The sequence below is a fragment of the Rhizobacter sp. P2_H2 genome, from assembly GCF_056403375.1.
Map to the genome: position 1 here is coordinate 1 of NZ_JBFUFP010001612.1, position 831 is coordinate 831.

At 65.3% G+C, this 831-nt stretch carries 2 protein-coding genes; both read right to left on the reverse strand.

Annotation, left to right across the window (positions count from 1 at the left end; translation table 11 throughout):
* A partial coding sequence (locus tag AC1D15_RS35090) for an adenylate/guanylate cyclase domain-containing protein (protein WP_477829713.1) occupies positions 1–352 on the reverse strand: 352 nt, incomplete at its 3' end.
* Positions 353–450: 98 nt separating this feature from the next.
* The coding region (locus AC1D15_RS35095; RefSeq protein ID WP_477829714.1) for a sigma-70 family RNA polymerase sigma factor at positions 451–831 on the reverse strand (381 nt) is incomplete at its 5' end.

The window sequence follows — 831 nt, forward strand, 5'->3', positions numbered from 1 at the left end:
ACATCGCGACCACCTCGCCGTGCGCCAGCCCGACCTGCAGCTTCAGCACCGGCGTGCGCGACGCCACGACCGGCGCGCCGGCGACCGGGTTCGCCGGCGGGACGATGCGGTCCAGCGATTCATGCATGCCGTCGGCGGCAGACACCGCCTCGATCGGGTTCTCGAACACCGCCATCAGGCCGTCGCCCAGCGTCTTGACGACCGTGCCCCGGCAGCTGGTCACCACATGGGCGAGCAGCGCGACGCTGTGCGTGACGACCGTCGTGGCCTCGGCATTGCCCAGCGTCTCGTAGAGCGCGGTGCTGCCGCGAAGATCGGCAAACAACACGGTGCGCTGCAGGATCTGGGTCATAAGCGTGAAGTTTATGGCAACTTGACGGCTGCGGAAGGCGCAAAAAAGGCCCCGAAAGCAGTGCTTGCGGGGCCTTTGCAGCCGAGGCTGCGGATCGATCAGAGATTGTCCAGATAGGTGCGCAGCTTGTCGGACCGGCTCGGGTGCTTCAGCTTGCGGATCGCCTTCGCCTCGATCTGGCGGATGCGCTCGCGCGTCACGTCGAACTGCTTGCCCACTTCTTCCAGCGTGTGGTCGGTGCTCATCTCGATGCCGAAGCGCATGCGCAGCACCTTGGCCTCGCGCGGCGTCAGGCTGTCGAGGATGTCCTTCACCACATCGCGCAGGCCGGCCTGCATCGCCGCCTCGATCGGCGCGGTGTTGTTGGTGTCCTCGATGAAGTCGCCCAGGTGCGAATCGTCGTCGTCGCCGATGGGGGTTTCCATCGAGATCGGCTCCTTCGCGATCTTCATGATCTTGCGGATCTTGTCTTCCGGGAT